Origin of the sequence: uncultured Mailhella sp., from assembly GCF_963931295.1 — a bacterium.
Lineage (GTDB): Bacteria > Desulfobacterota > Desulfovibrionia > Desulfovibrionales > Desulfovibrionaceae > Mailhella.
Window position 1 is genome coordinate 966,620 of sequence record NZ_OZ007001.1, and the last position, 18,271, is coordinate 984,890.

The window sequence follows — 18,271 nt, forward strand, 5'->3', positions numbered from 1 at the left end:
TCCGTCGCCTGCGCGGGCCGCCTTTTTTACCCGGCATGACGAGCGGCACGAGGAAGGCTTCCCCGCGGCGTGGCGGCCTCCCGCCCGCGCGGCGCGCTTCACGTTTCTTCCACCGCCTTCAAGCTTCCTCTTCCCGTCTCCGCTCTCTTCTCTCCCCCGCCTATTTTCCCCCGCCTCTCCTTCCCGCTTCACGACTGAGCCCCCATCTTCCGAGCATCCTCGTCTTCCAAGGCTGCCCTGCAACGCCTTTTCTCATCCGCCGCGCCGGACGCTCCGCGGCGTTCCCGCCCGCCGGACGCCATCGAAAATTCAAAATTCCCTGCGCCGCGGTTCACGGTTCCGCCTTGTTTTTTTCCTTTTTGACATCTTCCGCGATATGGGTATAAGCTGGAACATAATTGGTCTAAAAGACCGGTCGCCTATTTCTCAAGGAGGGAATGAAAGGTGAAACGTTTTCTCGCAGCCATGTGTCTGGGACTGATGGCCTTCGCCACACAGGCTTCCGCCGCGGAGCCTGCCAAAATTCACATCGGCATCTGCACGGGCACGGTTTCCCAGTCGGAAGACGACCTGCGCGGAGCCGAAGCACTCATTAAAAAGTATGGAGACGTCGCCAACGGCGGCATGATCAAGCACATCACCTACCCCGACAACTTCATGACTGAAATGGAAACCACCATTTCGCAGATCGTTTCCTTTGCCGACGATCCCGACATGAAGGCCGTCATCGTCAATCAGGGCATTCCCGGCACCACCGCCGCCTTCCAGCGCATCCGCGAAAAGCGTCCCGACATCATGCTCCTCGTGGGCGAGGCCCATGAAGATCCGAACGTCATCGAAAGCGCCGCCGACCTCGCCATCAACGCCGACAACATTTCCCGCGGCTATCTCATCATCGCCGCCGCCAAGAAGCTCGGCGTAACCGATTTCGTCCACATTTCCTTCCCCCGTCACATGAGCTACGAGCTGCTCTCCCGCCGCCGCAACATCATGGAAGTCGCCTGCAAGGACCTCGGCGTGAACTTCCACTTCATGAGCGCTCCCGATCCCACCTCCGACGTCGGCGTGGCCGGCGCCCAGCAGTACATTCTCGAACAGGTTCCCCAGTGGCTCGACAAGCTCGGCCCCAAGACCGCCTTCTTCTGCACCAACGACGCCCACACCGAGCCTCTGCTCAAGCGCCTCACCGAAGACAAGGGCGGCTACTTCATCGAAGCCGACCTGCCCTCTCCCCTCATGGGCTATCCCGGCGCGCTCGGCATTGATCTTGCCGACGTGTCCGGCAACTTCCCCGCCATCCTGAAGCGCGTGGAAGACACCGTCATCGCCAAGGGCGCCGCCGGCCGCATGGGCACCTGGACCTACTCCTACGGCTTCACCAACTCCCTCGGTCTCGGCGAACTCGCCATCAAGTACGCCAAGGAAGGCGTGACCGGCGGCCGCAGCTTCCGCCGTCACTTCAAGAAGGAAGACGTGTTTGAAGCCTACAACGCCGCCACCCCCGGCTCCACCTGGAGCGGCGGCTACTACATGGACGTGGCCACCGGCAAGGAAAAGAAGAACCATGTGCTGGTCTTTGAAGACCTGTACATCTTCGGCAAGGGCTACATGCACATGACCGAAGTGCCCGTGCCCGACAAGTACAAGAAGATCAAGTAACGCTTCGCAGGGGAAGGCTTCGGCCTTCCCTTTTTGTATCGTTCGTTCCACTGCTTTTGCGCTCGAATTGCGCTCGTGTAAAACGTAACTCATTCAATGCGTTACAAGATTTCATCATGCCTTCCGCCCGGGCAGGGGAAAGGCTTTTGCCGTTTTTATTTTTTTGTGCTAAGCTCTTCTCTGCGTTTTTTCTGAAACGCGCCATCCATCACGTCTCCCCCATCTTTCTCCTTTTTCCCGATCCACAACGTCGGCGGGAGACACATCCTTAGCAAAAGAGGTCCTATGGGCGCAGAAGAACCATTGCTCCGCGTAGAAGGCGTCGGCAAGGCGTACTTTTCCAACCGGGTGCTCAAAAACGTCAACTTCACCCTCGGCAAAGGACGCATCCTCGGCCTTGTCGGAGAAAACGGGGCGGGCAAGTCCACCCTGATGAACATCCTTTTCGGCATGCGCGTCATTCAGGAAACCGGCGGCTATGAAGGAAAAATTCTGATAGACGGAAAGGAAGTGAACTTCCGCAGTCCCATGGACGCGCTCAATGCCGGCATCGGCATGGTGCATCAGGAATTCTCCCTCATTCCCGGGTTCACCGTGGCGGAAAACATCGTGCTCAACCGCGAAACGCTGGTGTACAATCCGCTGGTGGAAGCCTTCGGCGACCGTCTCACCACCCTCGACCGCGCGTCCATGACGCGCCGCGCTGACGACGCCATCGCCAGACTCAACATCGAGCTCGACAGCTCCACCCCCATTTCCGAACTGCCCGTGGGCTACAAACAGTTCACGGAAATCGCCCGCGAGATCGACAAAAAGGGCACCCGCCTGCTCGTGCTCGACGAACCCACCGCCGTGCTCACCGAAAGCGAAGCCGACATTCTGCTCGACTCCATGCGCCGTCTGGCCGCGCAGGGCATTTCCATCATCTTCATCTCACACCGCCTCCAGGAAGTCATGAGCGTGTGCGACGACATCGTCATTCTGCGCGACGGCGAGGTGGTGCTCCAGACCACGCCCGCCGAAACCAGCGTGCGTCAGATAGCAAGCGCCATGGTGGGACGCAAAATCGACCGCTCCGAAGGCGTCGAGGAAGCGCGGGAGCTCTCCGGCAAGGTCGTCATGGACATTGAACACCTCTGGGTGGACATGCCCGGCGAAACCGTGCGCGACGTGAACCTCACCGTGTTTGAGGGCGAAATTCTCGGCATCGGCGGCATGGCCGGTCAGGGCAAGCTCGGCATCGCCAACGGCATCATGGGCCTGCATCCCGCAGGAGGAAAGGTCACCTTTCACGGCAAAAACGTGGAGCTCAACAATCCCGTCTCGCCGCTTTCCATGGGCATTTCCGCCGTGTCCGAAGATCGGCGCGGCGTCGGCCTTCTGCTTGAGGAATCCATTGCCTGGAACATCATCTTCACCTCGCTCCAGACGCAGAAACGCTTTCTCAAGAACTTCGGCCCGCTGAAGATTCGCGACGAACAGGCCATTGCCGAATGCGCCCGCAAATACATCCGCGATCTGGAAATCAAATGCACCGGCGAAAAGCAGCTCGTGCAGGAACTTTCCGGCGGCAATCAGCAGAAGGTGTGCCTCGCCAAGGCCTTTGAAATCAGACCAAAGCTGCTCTTCGTGGCCGAGCCCACCCGCGGCATCGACGTGGGCGCGAAAAAAGTGGTGCTCGACACCCTGAAACGCTACAACCGCGAACACGGCATGACCGTGGTGGTCGTTTCCTCCGAACTTGAGGAACTGCGTTCCGTCTGCGACCGCATCGCCATCATCGACAAGGGAGCCGTGGCGGGCATTCTGCCTGCGAGCACGCCTTCCGAAGCCTTCGGCTATCTGCTCATGGGCGCAGGCTCCGCCGAGGCCGAAAAGGCCGCCACAGACAATTCCAACGGTACGGAGGCGGCAAGCGCATGAACCGCATCAAGAAATTCATCGAAGAAGCCGGATGGCCCCGCATTCTCATTGCGGTGTTTCTGGCAATCCTGTTTCTGGTGGCTCCCTTCGTGGGCGTGCCCGTGGACGCCGCCCTCAGCGACACGCTCGTGCGCTTCGGCATGAACGGCGTGCTCGTGCTCGCCATGGTGCCCATGGTGCAGTCCGGCTGCGGACTCAACTTCGGCCTGCCGCTCGGCATCATCGCCGGGCTGCTCGGCGCGGTCACCAGCGTGGAACTCGAAGCCAGAGGCATTCCCGGCGTGTTCGCGGCCATGGCCATCGCCACGCCCATCGCCGTGATTCTCGGCTGGGGATACGGACTGCTGCTCAACAAGGTCAAGGGCGAAGAAATGATGATCGCCACCTACGTGGGCTTCTCCTCCGTGGCGTTCATGTGCATCATGTGGCTCGTGCTGCCCTATTCCAGCTCGAACATGGTGTGGGGCTACGCGGGCGTGGGCCTGCGCACCACCGTGTCGGTGGAAGAGTTCTGGCAGCGCGCCATCAGCGACATCGCCGCCTTCAACATCGGCGAATCCTTCTACTTCCCCACCGGCATGTTCCTGTTCTTCCTGCTGCTGTGCGGCCTCATGTGGATCTTCATGCGCACCCGCACCGGCACGGCCATGACCACCGTGGGCTCCAACCCCGACTACGCCCGCGCAAGCGGCGTGAACATCAACCGCATGCGCACCCTTTCGGTCATTCTCTCCACCTGGCTCGGCGCGCTCGGCATCATCGTCTATGAGCAGAGCTTCGGCTTCATTCAGCTCTACATGGGCCCGTTCATGATGGCCTTCCCGGCCGTGGCCGCCCTGCTCATCGGAGGCGCTTCCGTGAAAAAGGCCTCCATCATCAACGTTATCGTGGGCACGTTCCTCTTCCAGGGCATACTGACCATGACTCCTTCGGTCATCAACAGCATGCTGCAGACCGACATGTCCGAAGTCATCCGCATCATCGTGTCCAACGGCATGATTCTCTACGCCCTGACCCGTGTGACAAAGGTAAGATCATGAAAAGCTCGTCCGGCGGCAATGCCGTCACACTCTTCTGCATGCGCAACGCCGTGCCCATCGTCTTTCTGCTGGTGAGCGCCATCGGCATCTACTATTCCCAGTTCACGGCCGAGTACCTGATTCAGGAAATGCTCACCAGACTCGCCAGAAACTCCTTCCTCGTGCTCTCGCTGCTCATTCCCATCATGGCGGGCATGGGCCTCAACTTCGGCATGGTGCTCGGCGCCATGGCCGGTCAGATAGGACTCATCTTCATCAGCGACTGGAACGTCTCCGGCCTGTACGGCATGACCCTCGCCGCCCTCATCGCCACCCCGCTCGCCATCCTCTTCGGCTGGATGTGCGGCGTGGTGCTCAACAAGGCCCGCGGCCGCGAAATGGTCACCTCGTACATTCTCGGCTTCTTCATGAACGGCGTGTATCAGCTCGCGGTGCTCTACGGATTCGGCAGCCTCGTGCCCATCCTGAACCCCGAACTCGTGCTCTCCCGCGGCTACGGCATCCGCAACGTGACCAATCTCGACAACATCCGCGGCTCGCTCGACAACGCCATCGAGCTCGACATCATGGGCATACACGTGCCGCTCGCCACGTTCCTGCTCATCGCCGTGTTCTGCCTGTTCATCGTGTGGTTCCGCCGCACCAAGCTCGGACAGGACATGCGCGCCACAGGTCAGGATCTTTCCGTGGCCCACGCCGCAGGCATTCCGGTCATGCGCACCCGCATCATTTCCATCGTCATCTCCACCGTGCTCGCCGCCTACGGTCAGATCATCTTCCTGCAGAACGTGGGAACTCTGAACACCTACAACAGTCACGAACAGGCCGGCGTGTTCGCCATCGCCTCCCTGCTCGTGGGCGGAGCCACCGTGGCGCGCGCGTCCATCGTCAACGTGTTCACGGGCGTGCTGCTCTTCCACCTCATGTTCGTGGTGTCGCCCATGGCGGGCAAGTATCTGGTGGGCGACGCGCAGATCGGCGAATACTTCCGCGTGTTCGTGTGCTACGCCATCATTTCCCTCGCCCTGGTGCTGCACGCCTGGCGTCGCCATGCCGACAAGGAACGCGCCCGCGCCGCCCTGCGCGGCGAATCCGGAGGTGCCGCATGAGAGAGCTCCCCAACCGCAGACGCGTCATTCTCAAGCATGTTCTCGTCAACTGCGTGCTTGTTCTGCTGCTCATCGGTCTCGGCGCGTGGTGCTACGTGCAGGGCAAGACCTACAAGCTTTCGCTCGGCAACTACGCCTTCACCGGTCAGGACGGCCAGGAACATCCGGCGCTGGAAGCCGTGGAAGTGTTCATCGACGACAAGGAGCCCGTGTTCCTGCTGGAAGACGACAGCGGCACCGGCGAAGCCACGGGACGACAGCACACCATGGTCATCAAGCTCCTGGACGAAAACGACAAGCCCATCGAAAGCCGCACCCTCAAGTTCAGCGTGGCGGATCTCGACGACGATCTGGACGTGAACGTGGCCGAATTCTGGCTGCGGGCCAAATAACGCTTCGCCGACGGCAAAGCAGAAACGCGGCGCTTCCCCAAAAGGAACGCCGCGTTTTTTTTGCGCCCCGCGCACGGCGATGCCAGAGCTGCCGCACTGCGCCGAGAATCAGGGAGCACAGCCCGCGCACCGGGCGACTTTTCCTGCCCGCTCTTGCCGCTGAGGGGCTTCGCGGCACCGCCTTTCCTGCGCCCTCTTCGTTGTGTCGCCTTTCTGATCTTCTTCCTGACCGCCTTCGTTGCGCCGTCGGCCTTCGTGCGACACCTTGCGCCGACGCTTTTCGCCGCCCGCGCATTACAGACGTCCTCACGACTGCGCCCTTGCCGCCGTTTTTGCAGAAATCGCGGTTTCCCCGCCGCTCATGCTGCTCCTGCCCGGCAGAACGCCCGTCTCTCCCTTCTCCGCAGGCCGGAGACGCTCTGCGGCACTTCCAACCATGAGCGAGTCGCCCACAAAGCAACCCGCCTGCCGCAGTCCCTCCGCTCGCAACGCCCGGTATCTTGCGCCGTCGCCTCCGTCGATACATCGTCGCGTCGCCCCGCACCTCCCGCAAACGCGCTTCCCAAAGCCTTGCCCGAACACGTTCCCGTCGCGCCATCCGAAAGCCGCCACCAACGCGTCTGCCGCGTCCAACGGCGCGCCACGCGCGAAATCTGCCGCCAAAAGTCTGCGAACGAATCATGCCCGCCCGGAGCTACCCCCATCAACGACTCGCCCCGCCGCAGGGCAAAAAAAAGGGGGGGGAATCATCCCCCCCCCTCCCGTCATCGCTTTCAGCGCGTTGAAGTCGGCAATTGCCCAGGCAGGACTATTCGTCTCTGCCGAGCAGCGCACGCGCAAAGTCGTGCGGATCGAACGGACGCAGATCCTCCATTTTTTCGCCGAGGCCCACAAAGGTGATGGGCAGCTCGAACTGACTGGCCACGGCCAGCGCCACGCCGCCCTTGGCCGTGCCGTCGAGCTTGGTGAGGATGATTTCGTTCACGCCGCTCGTGTCCTTGAACATTTTGGTCTGCTGAAGCGCGTTCTGGCCCGTGGTGGCGTCGATGACGAGAATGGTGCGGTGCGGCGCTCCGGGGAGCTTGCGTTCCACCACCATGCGAATCTTGTGCAGTTCGTCCATGAGGTTGGACTTGGTGTGCAGACGTCCGGCCGTGTCGATGAACAGCACGTCGTAGCCGCCCTGCATGGCCTTGTCCATGGCCTCAAAGGCCACGGCCGCAGGATCGGCCCCCATGCCCTTGGCGTGGAAGTCCGCGCCGATGCGCCGGGCCCACACTTCGAGCTGTTCCACAGCCGCCGCACGGAAGGTGTCGGCCGCGGCAATGAGCACCTTCTTGCCCTGCATCTTGGCCCGATAGGCCAGCTTGGCGATGGTGGTGGTCTTGCCCACGCCGTTCACGCCCACCATGAGAATGACTTCCGGCGGATGCACCGCGGAGATGCGCCGGGGCGTTTTGAAAATGGCCTCCACTTCCTGTTCCAGCAGCGGCATGAGCCCGTCGGGCGTGGTCACGCCCTCCGCGCGGGCACGATCCTTCAGGCGACGCACCAGGGCCAGCGAGGGCTCCGCGCCCATGTCGGCCATGATGAACAGCTCTTCCATTTCATCCCAGAATTCCGCGGTGAGCTCGGTATGCCCGGCCATAAGCGCGGAAAGCCCCTGTCCGAAGCGGGCGCGGGTGCGCGCAAGACCGTTCTGCAGCTTGGCAAACAGCCGGTCGCGTTCATCTTCCTCGTCCTCCATGTCGAGGGCAAGGGCCAGACGATACTGAAGTTCCGACCTGAAGTCCTCCAGCCAATGATATTCCATGCGGTCGAGCCAGCCGCGGAAGTCGTCCAGAAACTCGCGGGCTTCGTTTTCCGGAGTTTCCAGCGCGCGGAGCAGAAAGGCAAGGCGCTTCCACAGAAGCTCGTCCGCCTCCTCCACGCCGTCCAGCACCACGGCCAGCCACGCGGAGAGCTTGGGCTCCGCCTGACGCAAAGCCAGCGTGAGGGCTTCTTCCTCTTCGGAACGCGCCGCCGGCGCAGCGGCAGAGGCATCCTCATCCTGCGCCCGGGCCGCATCCTCAGCCTTCGGCTCTTCAACCGTCTTTTCCGGCGCGGCATCGGGCGTCGGATCTTTTGAAACTTCCGCAGCTTCGGCAGGCTCCGTCATCTCTTCGACTTCGGTGCCAGCCTTCTCCCTGGAAGGCTCTTCTTCTGCCGTCGCCGCAGATTCGTCCTCCTGCGCTTCCGGCGCTTTTTCCGAGGCCGGAGCTCCTACAGACGGTTCCTGCGCCGTCGGCTCCTGCGCTGCTGAAGACGTCGCGTCTTCCTGCGCAGATTCGGCCGACTTTTCCGCGGCAGCCTGCGCCGCCTCGTCTCTGGGAGCCTCGGTTCTGGCGGCGTCGGCCTCTCCGGCATGACCGCCTCCGGAGAAAAACTTTTTAACGGCGGAGAAAAATCCCATGCTTCACCTCTGCTCCTACTTATTGCGAATGACCTTGACGGTATCGCCCACCTTGACGCGGGTGGACTGATCCATGCCGTTGAGAGCCAGGAGCTCCATGGGCTTCATATTGAACTTGCGGGAAATGCTCCACAGAGTTTCCCCGTTCTGCACGCTGTATTCGGCAATGCTGCTCGCGCTCTTTCGCGCGGGAGCCTGCGTCTGAACACGCCGCGCGGGAGAGGCCTGACGCGTGTTGTTCTGCGCCACGGCGGTGGTCTTTCCGGCGGGAATCTTCAGCACCTGGCCGGGAGAGAGACTGCCGAGGGCCTCCGCGCCGCCGTTGACGGCGGCAAGTTCGGCAAAGGTGATGTTGTACTTGCGCGAAATGGCGTAGGCGGTTTCGCCGGACTGCACCGTGTGCGAGGCGAGGCTCGGCGCGGAGCGCCTTGCGGGCGCGGACTTGGACGCCACGGCGACGGGCGCCGAAAGACGAATGACCTGTCCGACTCTCAGGGTGTCCAGCTTGTCGGCTCCGCCGTTGGCCGCGTACAGATCGTCGAGATCCATGTCGTACTTGCGGGCGATGGCCGTGAGCGTGTCGCCGCTCTGCACCTTGTAGGTGGCGGGCACGCTGCGCACGGAGGCACGACGTCCCTTGAGCTCGGCCAGCGCGCTGGAGGCGTGATCGCCGCCCTTGGACGCGCTCACGGACGTGCGACGGCCGGAATTGGAAGCGATGGCCGTGTCGCGCGAAGGCGCGGCGGGCACGACGGCGGGCAGGTTCCTGCCGTTGGCGGGCAACCGCAGCTGACTGCCGCGCTTCAGCGATCCGGGATTGAGCTGCCTGATGACGGAAGCGGGCACGCCGGTGCGGGAGCTCACCTTGGCGTAGGTGTCGCCGCGGCGCACGGTGTAGTAGCGCCAGCCGGCTCCGGAAACCGTGCCGCTCAGCACGCGTCTGGCAAGAGCTTCCTTGTTGCGCGGCACGTACGCGGTGGACGTGCGTCCCGCAGGAGAGATGGAGCGCAGAAAATGCGGATTATAGGCCTGAAATTCCTTCCAGTTCATGCCGAGGCGACGGCTCAGCTCCACAAGGTCGGTGGCGGATCTGACCGATACCGGAGACACGGGAAGCAGCACGGGATGCTCGTCGTCGGGCGAGGAAGGCTGAAGTCCCAGCGTTTCGGCGTTGCGCATGATCTTGGAAATGGCAAGGAAGCGGGGCACGTAGAGCGCCGTTTCCTCGCGAAGCTGGAGCTTGTAGTCGAGGGTGTCGTTTTTCTGAATGATCTCGTGGAGCTTATTGGCACCCGTCGCTTCCTTGGCGCGGCCTATCTTGCCTTCGCCGCCGTTGTAGGAAGCCACGGCGAGATGCCAGTCGTGGAAAATGTCGTAGAGGCGGGCGAGGTAGCTTGCCGCCGCTTCGGTGGAGCGGTACGGATCGCGACGTTCGTCCATCCACCAGTCCTGACGCAGGCCGTAGGAACGGCCCGTGGAGGAAATGAACTGCCACATGCCCACGGCGTTGGAGCGGGACACGGCCATGGGATTGTATCCGCTTTCCAGATAGGCGAGATAGGCGAGATCTTCGGGGAGTCCGCGGGAACGGAACACGCTCTTGGTGTAGTTCAGATAGGGAATGCTGTTTCGCAGGAAGTTTTCCATGGTTCCCCGGCGTTCGCGCGAGTACTTCACGAAGTGATAACGCACCTGCCGTTCCATGCCCGGGCTCAGATTTTTGTCCAGCTTGGAGGTGCTGGAATACGCCTTTTTCTCCGCGGAAGTGAGGGAGGAAAGAGAACCCAGATCCACGGCTTCCTGCCGGGCTTGGGAAGCCAGCAGGTCCGGGGATTCCACCGTCTGCTGTTTGCCGCAGGCGGAAAGCATCATCAGCACTGCCATTCCCGCAAGGGGAAGGCAGCACAGTTTGCCAATTTTCATGTCAGCGCTCCATCATGTGGACTTGCATCTCGAACAAAAGCAGGATACCAGCCAGAGAGCACGTTGCCAAAAACATGCCCCGAAGGCCGAAAAAAACACATGCCCGCAGACCGGAAACACGTCGGCTTTCCAGAACAGGCGGGCGACCGGGGAAAAGAAACAGGAATGTTTCCCGCGACCTGCTCCCAATAAGGGGCAAGAATACCTTGAAAAGGGCGGAGATTCAATCGGCCGTGACCGCCCCATGCCCGATTTTTTAACGTTATCCAGCGGAAATAACTTATAATGACGACGACTGACAAAGATATGGAAAATTTTTTGCCGGGCATGAAGCCCGTGCTGGAGCTTCTGGAACGCGAGCCGGAGAAGGTGGACATGGTGTATGTGCGCAAGGGACGCGCCAGCGCCGAAAGTTCCCGGCTGCTTGATCTGTGTCGTGAGTACGGCGTGCGCTTCTCCCTCGTGAACGACGACACGCTCTCGCGCATGGCCGCCCATGCGGGACATCAGGGCGTCATTGCGCGCCTGCGCGACGCCGCGTTCACGCCGTGGGAAACCTTTCTGGAACAGGCCGCGCACGCGCCTCTGCCGCTCATGGTGGCGCTCGATCAGGTGCAGGATCCCGGCAACGTGGGCACGCTGGCCCGCACGCTCTTTGCCATGGGCGGCGCCGGACTCATTCTGCCGAAGCACAACAGCGCCTTTCTCGGCCCCGGCGCCCGTCGTTCCGCCGCTGGCGCGCTGGAACGCCTGCCCATCACGCAGGTGGTCAATCTTTCCCGCGCGGTGAAGGAAGCCCGGGAGGCCGGATTCGTGACCTGCGCTGCGCAGAAGGTGGACAACAGCGTGAATCCGCTCACGGAAAAGCTGCCGCTGCCCGCCCTGCTGGTGCTCGGCAACGAAGACAAGGGCGTGCGCCCCGGCGTGCTCAAGCACTGCGAATGCAGCCTGTGCATCCCCTTCCGGCGCGAGTTCGACTCCCTCAACGTGGCGCAGGCCGGAGCCATTCTCATTTCCTGCTTCGCTCGCTCGCTGGAGCTCTGACGCCTGCCCGCCCTTTCGGGCAGGCCTGCGGACGCGTCCCTCCCTCAATTGGGATGTTTTCCGCGCGTCCGCGCCCGGCGGGGTCTCAAACAGTCCCGAGCATGCCCGGCTCCGGCGGCAGCGCCGCCGTCCGGCTGCGGCAGAATCCACGCGCCCGGGAAGTTCCCTTCGTCTCCCGCATCGAGCGCCCAGGCAAAAGGCCCCGACGCCGCCCCGTCTTTCCAAAACACCAAACGCCGCCCGGACACATCGTCCGAACGGCGTTTTTTTCATTCGTTCACGAAGCGGCAGCCCGGCGGATCGCCGCGCCCCGGCACAGCCCTACATCTTCACCGGACGCGGGCCGAAAATTTCCGTGCCCACGCGGATGATGGTGGCTCCTTCCTCCACGGCTTCGTGATAGTCGCCGGACATGCCCATGGAAAGCTCGGGCAGCGGCAGGCCGAAACGACGCACCATGTCGTCGCGCAGTTCTCGCAGACGCGCAAAGTACGGTCTCGCGGCCTCGCCCTCGCCGCAGCGGGGCGGCAGGCACATGAGGCCGAGCACCCGGAGTCCGGGCCCTTCGGCGCTTATGAGATCATCCTGCAGAAGCTGCTCGAAAAGTCCGGCCAGATCGGCGGGATGCACGCCGGATTTCTGCGGCTCCTCGCCGATGTTCACCTGAATGAGCGCGTCCTGCGTTGCGCCTTCCGGCAGACGACGCGACAGGGCGCGCGCGAGCTCTTCGCGATCGAGCGTGTGCAGCAGCGCAAAGCGGCCGGCCACGTCCTTGGCCTTGTTGGTCTGCACCGGGCCTATGGCGTGCCAGCGGATGTCGAGATCCGCAAGTTCCGCCTGCTTGGCGCGGGCTTCCTGAATGTAGTTTTCTCCGAAATCCTTCTGGCCGAGACGGCAGAGCTCGGCGATGTCCGACGCGGGATGAAATTTCGACACCGCCACAAGGCGCACGCTTCCCTGTTCGCGTCCGGCCCTGCGCACGGCTTCGGCCATGCCGTCCAGCACTCCTCTCCAGCGTTCTTCCAGCAATGTCATGTTCAATCCTTTGCCCCTGAGGCGCAATCTTCGGAAAAAAGGGCCGCCCGGAGGCGACCCTGAAATCCGTTATTCGTTTTCAAATCCGAGGTCGTGGAGCAGTTCGGTGTCCTCGGCCCAGTTGTCCTTCACCTTCACCCACAGCTGCAGATGAACCTTGCCGCCGATGAGCTTCTGAATGTCGCGCCGGGCCTCCGTGCCGATTTCCTTGATGGTGGCTCCCGCACGACCGATGACCATGGCCTTGTGCGAAGGACGCTGCACGAAGATCACCGCGTGAATGACGGTGAGATCGCGTTCCGGATCCTCCTCCCAAGCTTCGATGTCCACGGCGGTGGTGTACGGCACTTCCTGACGCAGCCGCTCAAACACCTTTTCGCGCACGATTTCCGCGGCGAGAAAGCGCGTGGGCGCGGTGGAAAGCTGATCCTCCGGGAACTGGGAGTCGCCCTCAGGCATCATGTTCACGATGATCTTCTTGAGATCGTCGAGTCCGTCCTTGGTCAGGGCCGACATGGGGAAGATTTCCGCCTTCGGGAAATATTCCTGAAGCGTCACCAGAAGCGGCAGCATGCGGGACTTGTCATGGAACAGATCGACCTTGTTCACCACCACGAGCAGCGGGCGCTCGTCTTCCGCCAGCGCGTCGCGCAGCGACTGGATGTCGCGTTCGAGAAATTCCGGTCTGCGGATGTAGAGCTCGGAGTCGAGCACCAGCATCACGGCGTGGGCGGCGGCCATGCTCTGCCACGCGGCCTGACTCATCATCTTGCTCAGATGACCGCGCTGCTGCTGACGCGAGTGGTTCACGCCGGGGGTGTCCATGAAAATGACCTGCGCGCCCGGTTCCGACATGATGCCCACCACGCGGCTGCGCGTGGTCTGCGGCTTGGAGGTCACAATGCTGATCTTCTGACCCAGCAGAGCGTTGAGCAGCGTGGACTTTCCGGCATTGGGCGGGCCCATGAGCGCCACCCAGCCGCAACGGTGTTCATTCTGTATTCTGGTCATAATGTCTCCGGTATGTATGATGTATGCGGACGCCTTCCCCCTTGCGGAAGAAGCGTCCGTCTGATGTCGAAAAGGATTTTTCAGCTTGTACTACGCGGGGCTGAACGTCAAGAGTCTATTCCCGCGTCTCTGCCGGAAGCGGACAGGATTCTTCCAGATACTCGCAGAACGCGTCCATCTCCGGGCCGTGATCGAAACCCGAAATGTGTCCCATGCCGTGCGCGAGCAGGCGTTTCGCGTGCGTTTCCGGGTCCTGACCGTAGAGCACGCATTCGCGCTCCAGCGTGTCGGCGCTGAGAAAAAGCGTGCCGAGCTCGCCCGCTTCGCCGGGAAAGCTCAAAATGTTGGTGGGGCCAAAGCAGCCGAGATTGCGGAGATTCACGGAAGCGATGTCGCCGTCGCCCGCCACGATGAGCTGTACGGGAAGCTCTTCCGGGGCAACGCTCGACTGTTCGGCCGCGCGGGGCCCGTTCATCTGCCCGGGCAGCATGCCCGCTTCGGCTGCGGCTGCACGCATGGCGGCAAGCCACGAGAGCCATTCCCGCCGGCAGAAGCGGCACGGACGGCGCATTTCCACACTGAGGCCGGTCAAAGAGCTCATGCGTCCTTCTCCGGGCTGTCCGCACTTTCTCCGTCGGTCGCCGCAGCTTCGCCCGCGGCGGCATCGCCGGGGGCCGATTCATTGCCGGGGGCCGGGGCGTCGCACGACGGCGCATGGCCCGCCGCTGCGCTGCCCGACGCCGTGCCGCCGGAAGTTGCGTTGCCTTCCGGGGCAGCCTTGGCGGTCGCTCCGCGGTCGCAGGGCCTGGCGCATTCCGCGGCACTGCCGCAGGCGCCCTGCTCCGCCGCGCGCTCCGTCTGCGCGCCCTTCTCCCGCTTTTCCTTCGCGCGGCCGGGTTCGATCACCCATTCCGGACGCAGCTCCTCGGCTTCGTCCTTGCGGCACTCCTCGTTTTTGCGGCCGTTCTTGTGGGGATCGGGCTTTTCCTCGGGGTAGGCGATGCGCTGATGAAAAAGTCCCGTGATGCCGCGCACGAAGCTGTCGATGAGCTTGTTCAGGTCGCGGAAGGTCAGGTCGGATTCATCGAGCTGCCCTTCGGCGTACACGCCCTTCACTATCTTGGTGACGTGGGCCCGGATGCGGGCGGGCGTGGGATCGACCAGCGTGCGGCTCGACGCCTCCACGGAGTCGGCCAGCATGACGATGGCGGCTTCCTTGCTCTGCGGGCGCGGGCCGGGATAGGAATAGTCCTGAAGGCGCGGATTTTCGCCCATCTGCTGAGCCTTGTTGTAAAAATACATGGCTCCGCGCGTGCCGTGATGCTGCACGATGATGTCGGTGATCTCGCGGCCGAGGTGATATTCCTCCGCAAGTTCCGCGCCCTGCTTGACGTGGGAGAAGAGGATGAGCGCGCTCATGGCGGGCGAGAGCTTGTCGTGCGGATTGGGGCCGCCGAACTGATTTTCCACGAAATATTCGGGGCGGGAAATCTTGCCGATGTCGTGATAGAGCGCGCCCACCTTGCACAGCAGGCTGTTGGCTCCGATGGCCGCGGCTCCGGCCTCCACGAGGTTGGAGACCACCAGCGAGTGATGATACGTGCCGGGCACCGTCATCATGAGTTCCTGAAGCAGCGGATGTTCCAGATTCATGAGCTCCATCATGCGGAAGCGGGTGGTGTAGCCCATGAGCATTTCCAGCACGGGGCTGAGAGCGAAGAGCAGAAACAGCGAACCCACGGCGTTGCAGATGAGCGCGAGCAGCAGGAAGGGAAGCTGCGCCCATTCCAGATGGATGAACAGCGCCGCGCCGACGCCGGTCATGAGCATCCAGATGAGCAGCGGAACGCTGCCCCAGACCACGTCCTGCCTGTTCTGCGCCCGCAGCACAAGCCAGGTGTTGGTCATGGACGACATGAAATAGAAGAAGAACAGCGCGATTTCGCCGCGGAAAATGACCGTGGCGAAGAACGAGAGCACGAGCCCCACGGTGCAGTAGCGGCGCGCGGCGAAAATAAGCGCGGCCATGCCCGTGCCGCCCGCCACCGGAAAGGCGAAGGCCAGCACGTGCGCCGTGGAGGCCGAAGCCGCCTCCACCAGAACGTACATGGTACACCACGCCGTGCCGCCGAAAAACACGAGCAGCAGCGCAATGAGGTTCTGATCCTTGGTGCGCAGCACCGTGCCCTTGTTGCCGCTCGGCGTGATGAACAGGCCGAGCAGCAGGAAAAGTCCCAGCACCACGCAGCCGCCGAACACGTGCCAGTCCACCACGCCGGGGGTGGCGCGGAAGAGCGCCTGCAGCTTTATCTGCTGTTCGTGGGTCACCATGTCGCCGGCGCGCACCAGCACTTCGCCGGGCTGCACCTTGTAGAACACGGGCTCCACGGCGGCGAGCATTTCCTCGTTGCGCTGACTGGTCACTTCCTGATTCACGGCGAGTGAAGGCACCACCATGAGCGGCATGACTTCCTGAAGCACGACCTTGGCGCGGGAACTGAGCTTGTCCTCGGCGCGCAGTTTTCGTCCCAGCGCCACCTGGAACGAACGCAGATCCTTGAGGCCTCCGGCCTGCGTGCGCAGCACTTCCGTGCCGCTGTCCAGATCGCGCACGATGACGGCGTTGTCGGTGTTGGCTATCTGACGCATGTCGGCAATGACGCCGTTGGACAGCGTGGACTCCATCCACGGAATGAGCGTGCCCAGAAGATATTCCTGCACGTAGGAGGCCGTCAGCTGCCGGAAGGCAGCGGCCGAGACGTCGGAGAGATGCCGTTCGTTGAAGGCGCGGCGCACGTTTTCCAGACCGGCGTTGTCCAGCCCGCGCTTGTTGATTTCGTCGATGAGACCGAGACTTTCCTCCCGGAAGCTCTCGATGGCCTTCTTGTCGATGTCGAAGACCATGGGCTGGAGCGCCAGCGCCCGATCGCGGCGCAGCTGCGTGGCCTGCGGATCCTCGACGAGCAGATCCCTGTCGGAAACCACGTCGTGCGCGGCGATCTCTCCGGCGGGATACACCACGCGGGCCGTTCTGCCGGGCTGGATGGCGCACAGAAGAGAAATGAACACCAGTGCCGCCGCCAGAGACAAAAGTCCCCAGTCGTGGTGATGGTGCATGAACATGGAACGGGAATGTCCCCAGAGCTGGGAAACGCTTACCGGAGATATCTTCCTAGTTTTTTTCATAAATATCGTAAGCTTCCACGATACGGCCCACCAGCGGATGGCGAACCACGTCGGAGCTGTGGAAATGGTGGAAGGCCACGCCCCGCACGCCTTCGAGCACCTTCAGCGCATGCACGAGTCCGGAACGGGTTTCCCCTTCCTTTTCCCCTTCCCTCAGAAAGGCCCTGTTCACGGGAGGAAGGTCTATCTGCGTCACGTCGCCGGTGACCACCACGCGGGAACCGAAGCCCATGCGGGTGAGAAACATCTTCATCTGTTCGCGGGTGGTGTTCTGCGCTTCGTCGAGAATGAGGAAGGCGTCGTTGAGCGTGCGGCCGCGCATGAAGGCCAGCGGGGCCACTTCGATGACTCCGGCCTCCTGCTTCTGGGCAAAGCCCTGCGGCCCGAGCATGTCGCTGAGCGCGTCGTAGAGGGGGCGCAGGTAGGGATTCACCTTGTCTTCCATGTCGCCGGGCAGAAAGCCGAGCTTTTCTCCGGCCTCAACCGCAGGCCTGGTGAGCACTATTTTCTTCACGCGCTTCGCGGCAAGCATGGAAATGGCCATGGCCACGGCCAGATAGGTCTTGCCCGTGCCCGCGGGGCCGGTGGCGAACACAAGCTCGTTGCGGCGCAGAAGCTCCATGTACTGCCGCTGCGCCGTGTTGCGCGCCACGATGCTCTTGCGCGGAGACACGATGACGCTCGCCTCGCGGAACATCTTGCTGATGTCGGCATGGGGATTGCGCAGAAGCTCCTCATAGCCCTGAAGAAGATCTTCGCCCCGCAGCGTATGCCCGCTGCGCAGAAGTCCGTACCCCTGCGTAAAAAGATTGAGCAGCAGTTCCCGCTGCGCCGGACGCGGGTCGCTCACGGTAAGTTCCGTGCCCCGCGTCTGCAGATCCGCGCCGGAAGCGTCGGATATCAGTTCCAGATGGGCGTTCAGGGGGCCGAAAAGCTGACTGGCCAGACCGGCGTCGTCGAAGGCCAGCGTTTCCGCATAGGACGATTTCACACGCATATCCTGTTTTTCCGTTGAGCCGCGGGCCGCGCCCCCGGCATGGTTTTCTTCCTTACGCCAAAACAGGCAAAGAGTCCACAGCCGCCGAAATCTCCCTCGAACCCGTCAGTTTTCCTTGCGTTCCCCGGCTGGCACGCGTCTTTTTTCCCGCCCGGACGACGTTATTTTTTTGTTCCGCCGCCCGCGCCGATCCGACACAAAAGAGACTTCGTTGTCACATTCATGCAACAAAGCCTTCCGCGGGCGCTTTTTCCCGAACCGTCTCGCCGGAACGACTGTTTAAAGCGCCGAAAAAATTTTTCCCCTCTTGTTTTGAAAATAACGGCGATTTTATAACTAACCCTTTGAACTGACGACTTTTAACGCTTATCCGGTAATAACTGTTATTTTTCTTCCCCCCTTGTCATAAAAGAAAACGGGTTTTACTATAGCGCCGCTCTCCAGGAAGAGCCCTTTATTATAACGAACGAACAGTTCCGTCTCCTTCGTCGGAGACCGGA

The 18,271-nt window shown here is 62.2% G+C and carries 14 protein-coding genes; 6 read left to right on the forward strand and 8 right to left on the reverse strand.

What is annotated here, in order from left to right; all coding sequences use genetic code 11:
• The first annotated feature begins 444 nt into the window (after positions 1 to 444).
• Positions 445 to 1,659, forward strand: coding sequence for a DUF3798 domain-containing protein (locus tag ABGT79_RS03840; protein WP_294485348.1), 1,215 nt, complete (start codon positions 445 to 447; stop codon positions 1,657 to 1,659).
• On the opposite strand, the gene ABGT79_RS03845 is transcribed toward ABGT79_RS03840, so the two are convergent.
• Complete coding sequence (locus tag ABGT79_RS03845) at positions 1,652 to 1,864, reverse strand: hypothetical protein (protein WP_346665086.1); 213 nt, start codon at positions 1,862 to 1,864, stop codon at positions 1,652 to 1,654. The two genes, ABGT79_RS03840 and ABGT79_RS03845, sit on opposite strands and share 8 nt — an antisense overlap.
• 80 nt (positions 1,865 to 1,944) lie before the next feature.
• Between ABGT79_RS03845 and ABGT79_RS03850 the strand changes: the two genes are divergently transcribed.
• Genes ABGT79_RS03850 through ABGT79_RS03865 form a run of 4 tightly spaced genes read left to right on the forward strand, consistent with a single transcriptional unit; the run spans position 1,945 to position 6,123 of the window.
• Complete coding sequence (locus tag ABGT79_RS03850; RefSeq protein WP_346665087.1) at positions 1,945 to 3,582, forward strand: sugar ABC transporter ATP-binding protein; 1,638 nt, start codon at positions 1,945 to 1,947, stop codon at positions 3,580 to 3,582.
• Positions 3,579 to 4,622: an ABC transporter permease subunit gene (locus ABGT79_RS03855; RefSeq protein ID WP_346665088.1), complete on the forward strand. Its 1,044-nt coding sequence runs from the start codon at positions 3,579 to 3,581 to the stop codon at positions 4,620 to 4,622. The genes ABGT79_RS03850 and ABGT79_RS03855 overlap by 4 nt, the downstream gene beginning before the upstream one ends.
• A complete protein-coding gene (locus ABGT79_RS03860) occupies positions 4,619 to 5,731 on the forward strand; it encodes an ABC transporter permease (RefSeq protein WP_294485353.1) in 1,113 nt (370 codons plus the stop codon). The genes ABGT79_RS03855 and ABGT79_RS03860 overlap by 4 nt, the downstream gene beginning before the upstream one ends.
• Positions 5,728 to 6,123: a DUF6672 family protein gene (locus tag ABGT79_RS03865; RefSeq protein ID WP_294485355.1), complete on the forward strand. Its 396-nt coding sequence runs from the start codon at positions 5,728 to 5,730 to the stop codon at positions 6,121 to 6,123. The genes ABGT79_RS03860 and ABGT79_RS03865 overlap by 4 nt, the downstream gene beginning before the upstream one ends.
• A gap of 808 nt (positions 6,124 to 6,931) precedes the next feature.
• Here ABGT79_RS03865 and ftsY read toward each other — a convergent pair.
• Positions 6,932 to 8,575, reverse strand: coding sequence for a signal recognition particle-docking protein FtsY (gene ftsY, locus ABGT79_RS03870; protein ID WP_346665089.1), 1,644 nt, complete (start codon positions 8,573 to 8,575; stop codon positions 6,932 to 6,934).
• Positions 8,576 to 8,590: 15 nt separating this feature from the next.
• Positions 8,591 to 10,498 carry a LysM peptidoglycan-binding domain-containing protein gene (locus ABGT79_RS03875; RefSeq protein ID WP_346665090.1) on the reverse strand — a complete coding sequence of 636 codons (1,908 nt, stop codon included), beginning with the start codon at positions 10,496 to 10,498 and terminating at the stop codon, positions 8,591 to 8,593.
• Between the two features lie 306 nt (positions 10,499 to 10,804).
• Between ABGT79_RS03875 and ABGT79_RS03880 the strand changes: the two genes are divergently transcribed.
• A complete protein-coding gene (locus ABGT79_RS03880; RefSeq protein ID WP_346665091.1) occupies positions 10,805 to 11,542 on the forward strand; it encodes an RNA methyltransferase in 738 nt (245 codons plus the stop codon).
• Between the two features lie 321 nt (positions 11,543 to 11,863).
• Here the strand turns inward: ABGT79_RS03880 and ABGT79_RS03885 are convergent, their stop codons facing one another.
• The 5 genes from ABGT79_RS03885 to ABGT79_RS03905 all read right to left on the reverse strand — a co-directional run bounded on the left by ABGT79_RS03885 (position 11,864) and on the right by ABGT79_RS03905 (position 17,771).
• Positions 11,864 to 12,577: a YggS family pyridoxal phosphate-dependent enzyme gene (locus ABGT79_RS03885; protein WP_346665092.1), complete on the reverse strand. Its 714-nt coding sequence runs from the start codon at positions 12,575 to 12,577 to the stop codon at positions 11,864 to 11,866.
• Positions 12,578 to 12,646: 69 nt separating this feature from the next.
• On the reverse strand, positions 12,647 to 13,588 hold the full coding sequence (gene era / locus ABGT79_RS03890; RefSeq protein ID WP_346665093.1) for a GTPase Era: 942 nt from the start codon (positions 13,586 to 13,588) through the stop codon (positions 12,647 to 12,649).
• A gap of 115 nt (positions 13,589 to 13,703) precedes the next feature.
• Positions 13,704 to 14,063 (reverse strand): rRNA maturation RNase YbeY, encoded by a 360-nt coding sequence (ybeY, locus tag ABGT79_RS03895; protein ID WP_346666648.1) that lies wholly within the window; start codon positions 14,061 to 14,063, stop codon positions 13,704 to 13,706.
• A gap of 122 nt (positions 14,064 to 14,185) precedes the next feature.
• The gene (locus ABGT79_RS03900) at positions 14,186 to 16,774 is read right to left on the reverse strand and encodes an HDIG domain-containing metalloprotein (RefSeq protein ID WP_346665094.1); all 2,589 of its coding nucleotides are present in this window, start codon (positions 16,772 to 16,774) and stop codon (positions 14,186 to 14,188) included.
• The gene (locus tag ABGT79_RS03905) at positions 16,761 to 17,771 is read right to left on the reverse strand and encodes a PhoH family protein (protein ID WP_294485365.1); all 1,011 of its coding nucleotides are present in this window, start codon (positions 17,769 to 17,771) and stop codon (positions 16,761 to 16,763) included. Before ABGT79_RS03905 ends, ABGT79_RS03900 begins: the two co-directional genes overlap by 14 nt.
• Positions 17,772 to 18,271: the final 500 nt, after the last annotated feature.

What these genes read in the sequence shown, in the direction of transcription:
- ABGT79_RS03845 (WP_346665086.1), bottom strand. Translation starts at nt 1,864, where the DNA reads ATGGCGCGTTTCAGAAAAAACGCAGAGAAGAGCTTAGCACAAAAAAAT.
- ABGT79_RS03850 (WP_346665087.1), top strand. Translation starts at nt 1,945, where the DNA reads ATGGGCGCAGAAGAACCATTGCTCCGCGTAGAAGGCGTCGGCAAGGCG.
- ABGT79_RS03855 (WP_346665088.1), top strand. Translation starts at nt 3,579, where the DNA reads ATGAACCGCATCAAGAAATTCATCGAAGAAGCCGGATGGCCCCGCATT.
- ABGT79_RS03860 (WP_294485353.1), top strand. Translation starts at nt 4,619, where the DNA reads ATGAAAAGCTCGTCCGGCGGCAATGCCGTCACACTCTTCTGCATGCGC.
- ABGT79_RS03865 (WP_294485355.1), top strand. Translation starts at nt 5,728, where the DNA reads ATGAGAGAGCTCCCCAACCGCAGACGCGTCATTCTCAAGCATGTTCTC.
- ftsY (WP_346665089.1), bottom strand. Translation starts at nt 8,575, where the DNA reads ATGGGATTTTTCTCCGCCGTTAAAAAGTTTTTCTCCGGAGGCGGTCAT.
- ABGT79_RS03875 (WP_346665090.1), bottom strand. Translation starts at nt 10,498, where the DNA reads ATGAAAATTGGCAAACTGTGCTGCCTTCCCCTTGCGGGAATGGCAGTG.
- ABGT79_RS03880 (WP_346665091.1), top strand. Translation starts at nt 10,805, where the DNA reads ATGGAAAATTTTTTGCCGGGCATGAAGCCCGTGCTGGAGCTTCTGGAA.
- ABGT79_RS03885 (WP_346665092.1), bottom strand. Translation starts at nt 12,577, where the DNA reads ATGACATTGCTGGAAGAACGCTGGAGAGGAGTGCTGGACGGCATGGCC.
- era (WP_346665093.1), bottom strand. Translation starts at nt 13,588, where the DNA reads ATGACCAGAATACAGAATGAACACCGTTGCGGCTGGGTGGCGCTCATG.
- ybeY (WP_346666648.1), bottom strand. Translation starts at nt 14,063, where the DNA reads ATGAACGGGCCCCGCGCGGCCGAACAGTCGAGCGTTGCCCCGGAAGAG.
- ABGT79_RS03900 (WP_346665094.1), bottom strand. Translation starts at nt 16,774, where the DNA reads ATGAAAAAAACTAGGAAGATATCTCCGGTAAGCGTTTCCCAGCTCTGG.
- ABGT79_RS03905 (WP_294485365.1), bottom strand. Translation starts at nt 17,771, where the DNA reads ATGCGTGTGAAATCGTCCTATGCGGAAACGCTGGCCTTCGACGACGCC.